The organism is Vibrio sp. V19_P1S1T109 (assembly GCF_002241375.1).
Lineage (GTDB): Bacteria > Pseudomonadota > Gammaproteobacteria > Enterobacterales > Vibrionaceae > Vibrio > Vibrio anguillarum.
In genome coordinates this window covers 1-3,702 of sequence record NZ_NDIM01000018.1, presented here as the reverse complement: position 1 = coordinate 3,702, position 3,702 = coordinate 1, and the positions used below count along the sequence as shown (strand labels likewise).

Genomic DNA, 3,702 nt, shown 5'->3' with positions numbered 1-3,702 from the left:
CATTATCGCAGGTAAGCAGCATGAGGAGTGCTTTGTGGATTTAGCAACGCTGATAGGCCTGATCGGAGGCCTCGCTTTCGTTATCATGGCGATGATTTTAGGCGGAAGCCTAATGATGTTCTTCGACGTCACATCCATCTTGATCGTAGTGGGTGGGTCAATGTTTGTTGTATTGATGAAGTTCACGATGGGACAATTCTTCGGTGCAGCCAAGGTGGCAGGTAAGGCATTTATGTTCAAATCCGATGAACCTGAAGATTTGATCGCGAAAATTGTAGAAATGGCTGATGCGGCGCGGAAAGGTGGTTTTCTTGCATTAGAAGAGATGGAAATTACCAATAGCTTCATGCAAAAGGGGATCGATTTGCTGGTGGATGGCCATGATGCTGACGTGGTGCGCTCTGCGTTGCAAAAAGACATTGTATTGACTGATGAGCGTCATTCACAGGGAACTGGCGTATTTCGTGCTTTTGGTGACGTAGCGCCAGCGATGGGCATGATCGGTACTTTGGTGGGCTTGGTTGCCATGCTGTCTAACATGGATGACCCTAAATCAATTGGTCCTGCCATGGCCGTTGCCTTATTAACTACCTTGTACGGCGCTGTTCTCTCGAACATGATTTTTTTCCCGATTGCAGACAAACTCGCTTTGCGCCGAGATCAAGAAAAGCTTAACCGCCGTTTAATCATGGATGGTGTTCTGGCTATTCAGGATGGACAAAACCCACGGGTCATTGATAGTTATCTGAAAAACTACCTCAATGAAGGCAAGCGTGTTTTAGATGTTGATAGCGAATAACGGAGCCTGTAATGGATGATGAAGAAGGCTGTAAATGCCCACCTCCCGGCTTGCCGTTGTGGATGGGAACCTTTGCCGATTTAATGTCGCTGTTGATGTGTTTCTTCGTACTACTGCTCTCTTTTTCCGAGATGGACGTACTGAAGTTTAAACAGATAGCGGGCTCGATGAAGTTTGCTTTTGGTGTGCAAAATCGTTTGGAAGTGAAAGACATTCCTAAAGGGACAAGCATCATTGCACAAGAGTTTCGCCCAGGCCGCCCCGAGCCGACACCGATTGATGTCATCATGCAACAAACCATTGATATCACGCAGCAGACACTTGAGTTTCAAGAAGGGGATTCAGATCGAGCGGGTGGTGTTCAGCGTGAAGAAGGTCAATTGACGGGGGGGCAATCCCCTGAAACTTCAACGCAGAATAATCAAAATACTCAATCGGAAATGCAACAACAGCAAGCAGAATCTATGTCGCAAGAGATGGAAATTGTTGAACAGGACATCAAAAAAGCGTTAGCAAGAGAAATCGAACAAGGCGCAATTGAAGTTGAAAACTTAGGTCAGCAATTGGTGATCCGTATTCGTGAAAAAGGTGCGTTTCCCGAAGGTTCTGCATTTCTACAACCTAAGTTTCGTCCATTGGTTCGTCAAATTGCCGATCTGGTTAAAGATGTGCCGGGCATTGTGCGTATTTCTGGCCATACCGACAATCAAAGTGTCGATTCTGAATTGTATCGCTCAAACTGGGATCTTTCGGCTCAACGAGCGGTTTCTGTTGCGCAAGAGATGGAAAAGGTTCGTGGGTTTTCTCATCAACGACTCAGGGTGCGTGGTATGGCCGATACCGACCCAGTCGGCTCTAACGATACGGAAAGTGAACGTTCACGCAACCGCCGAGTAGAAATCAGTATCATGCAAGGTGAACCGCTGTACAGTGATGAAGTTCCATCCGTTCAGTAAGTTACGTTGGATTATGTAAAAACACATAGACGAGCGCTAAGGCTCGTCTTTTTTATGGTTATCACCTCGTGTATAATCCTGCGCCCTTAGCGGTGTATCAGTAGCAAGTAGAATGCGACCCATTGATTCACCACGTTGCCCAATCAGATTGCGAATAGAACTATGAAATTTATTGTTAAGCCCCATCCGGAAATTTTTGTTAAAAGTGACTCAGTACGCAAGCGCTTCACAAAAATTTTAGAGTCCAATATTCGTAATATCATCAAACGAAGAACAGAGTCAGTCGCGGTATTTAACCGTCGCGATCACATTGAAGTGGCTGCGCAAAGTGACCAATACTATCAAGAAGTCCTTGAAATTCTGACTCACACTCCTGGCATCCAGCAAGTGCTCGAAGTGCAGCAATCTGAGTTTAAGGATATGCATGACATTTACGAGCAAGTGTTAGCACTCAGCCGTAATAACATCGAAGGAAAAACTTTTGTCGTGCGTGCTAAGCGTCGAGGAAAGCATGATTTTACCTCAATCGATGTTGAGCGTTATGTTGGTGGTGGTTTAAACCAAGCAGTTGAGAGTGCAAAAGTTCAACTTAAAAACCCAGACGTTACCATCAATATTGAAATAGCCGATGAATTGCTCAATCAAGTGATTGCCCGTTATAAAGGTTTAGGTGGTTTCCCTCTTGGCACTCAAGAAGATTTATTGAGTTTGATTTCTGGTGGTTTTGACTCGGGTGTATCAAGCTATTTACACATCAAACGTGGCTCAAAAGTGCATTATTGCTTCTTCAATTTAGGCGGCCCTGCGCATGAAATTGGTGTAAAGCAAGTGGCCCATTATTTGTGGAATAAATACGGTTCTTCAGCCAAAGTGCGTTTTATCTCGGTCGATTTCGAGCCTGTGGTGGCTGAAATCTTAGAAAAAGTAGACGATGGCCAAATGGGTGTGGTGCTAAAACGTATGTTTATGCGCGCCGCAGGCATGATAGCTCATAAGTTAAATATTGAAGCTTTAGTGACCGGAGAAGCGTTGGGTCAAGTTTCGAGCCAAACTCTAACTAATCTTCGTCATATTGATGGTGTGACAGATACTTTAATTTTACGTCCTCTCATCAACTGGGACAAAGAAGAGATTATTAAAGTGGCGCGCGAGATTGGAACAGAAGATTTCGCCAAAACGATGCCAGAATACTGTGGGGTTATTTCAAAAAGCCCAACAGTTAAAGCGGTGAAAGCGAAATTAGAAGCCGAAGAAGCGAAGTTTGATTTCTCAATCCTAGAGCACGTAGTTTACAACGCTCGTCAAATGGATATTCGTGATATTGAGAAAGAGAGCCAAGAGCAAGCACCTGAAGTTGAACAAGTGACCGCTATCGAAAAAGATGCGGTGGTACTTGATATTCGTAGCCCAGATGAAGAAGATGACAAGCCACTGCTGATTGAAGGTGTGGAAGTAAAACATTTGCCTTTCTACAAGTTATCGACTCAGTTTGGCGATTTGGATCAATCGAAAACATATCTCTTATATTGTGCGCGCGGTGTGATGAGCCGGCTTCAAGCTTTGTATTTGAAAGAGCAAGGCTTTAACAACATCAAGGTATATCGACCTTAATCGTTATCTCGATACAGAATCGACCGCTCACGTTTTCGTGAGCGGTTTTTTTATGGCTCCGACTTAATCACAGACATAAAAAAACACCGCCCAAGGGCGGTGCTAAAGAATTTGACAGACAGGTCAAACAATAAATACAGGAAGTATATGTTTTGGTGCAGGGGATAACTGCACAAAACAGGATGGTAGAATTCTACCTCACTCGAAATACGAGTTTGCAAACACAACATCGCAACAAAAGCCAATTGATTCATAACTGAATCAAGCCGTTCAGGCCTTGTTGCGGGGTGAAATATAGAATTTCTCTAGCCGCTCGGCAATGGACAATTTATAATG

General features: G+C 44.2%; 3 protein-coding genes. All 3 read left to right on the top strand.

Annotated features, from left to right (window positions below; genetic code table 11):
• Positions 1–34: 34 nt before the first annotated feature.
• The 3 genes from pomA (at position 35) to thiI (ending at position 3,366) form a co-directional block, all read left to right on the top strand.
• Positions 35–799 (top strand): flagellar motor protein PomA, encoded by a 765-nt coding sequence (gene pomA / locus B9J87_RS01290; protein WP_013857399.1) that lies wholly within the window; start codon positions 35–37, stop codon positions 797–799.
• A gap of 11 nt (positions 800–810) precedes the next feature.
• On the top strand, positions 811–1,755 hold the full coding sequence (locus B9J87_RS01285; RefSeq protein ID WP_017044193.1) for a flagellar motor protein MotB: 945 nt from the start codon (positions 811–813) through the stop codon (positions 1,753–1,755).
• Positions 1,756–1,917: 162 nt separating this feature from the next.
• A complete protein-coding gene (gene thiI, locus B9J87_RS01280) occupies positions 1,918–3,366 on the top strand; it encodes a tRNA uracil 4-sulfurtransferase ThiI (RefSeq protein ID WP_026028114.1) in 1,449 nt (482 codons plus the stop codon).
• Positions 3,367–3,702: the final 336 nt, after the last annotated feature.

What these genes read in the sequence shown, in the direction of transcription:
- B9J87_RS01285 (WP_017044193.1), top strand. Translation starts at nt 811, where the DNA reads ATGGATGATGAAGAAGGCTGTAAATGCCCACCTCCCGGCTTGCCGTTG.
- thiI (WP_026028114.1), top strand. Translation starts at nt 1,918, where the DNA reads ATGAAATTTATTGTTAAGCCCCATCCGGAAATTTTTGTTAAAAGTGAC.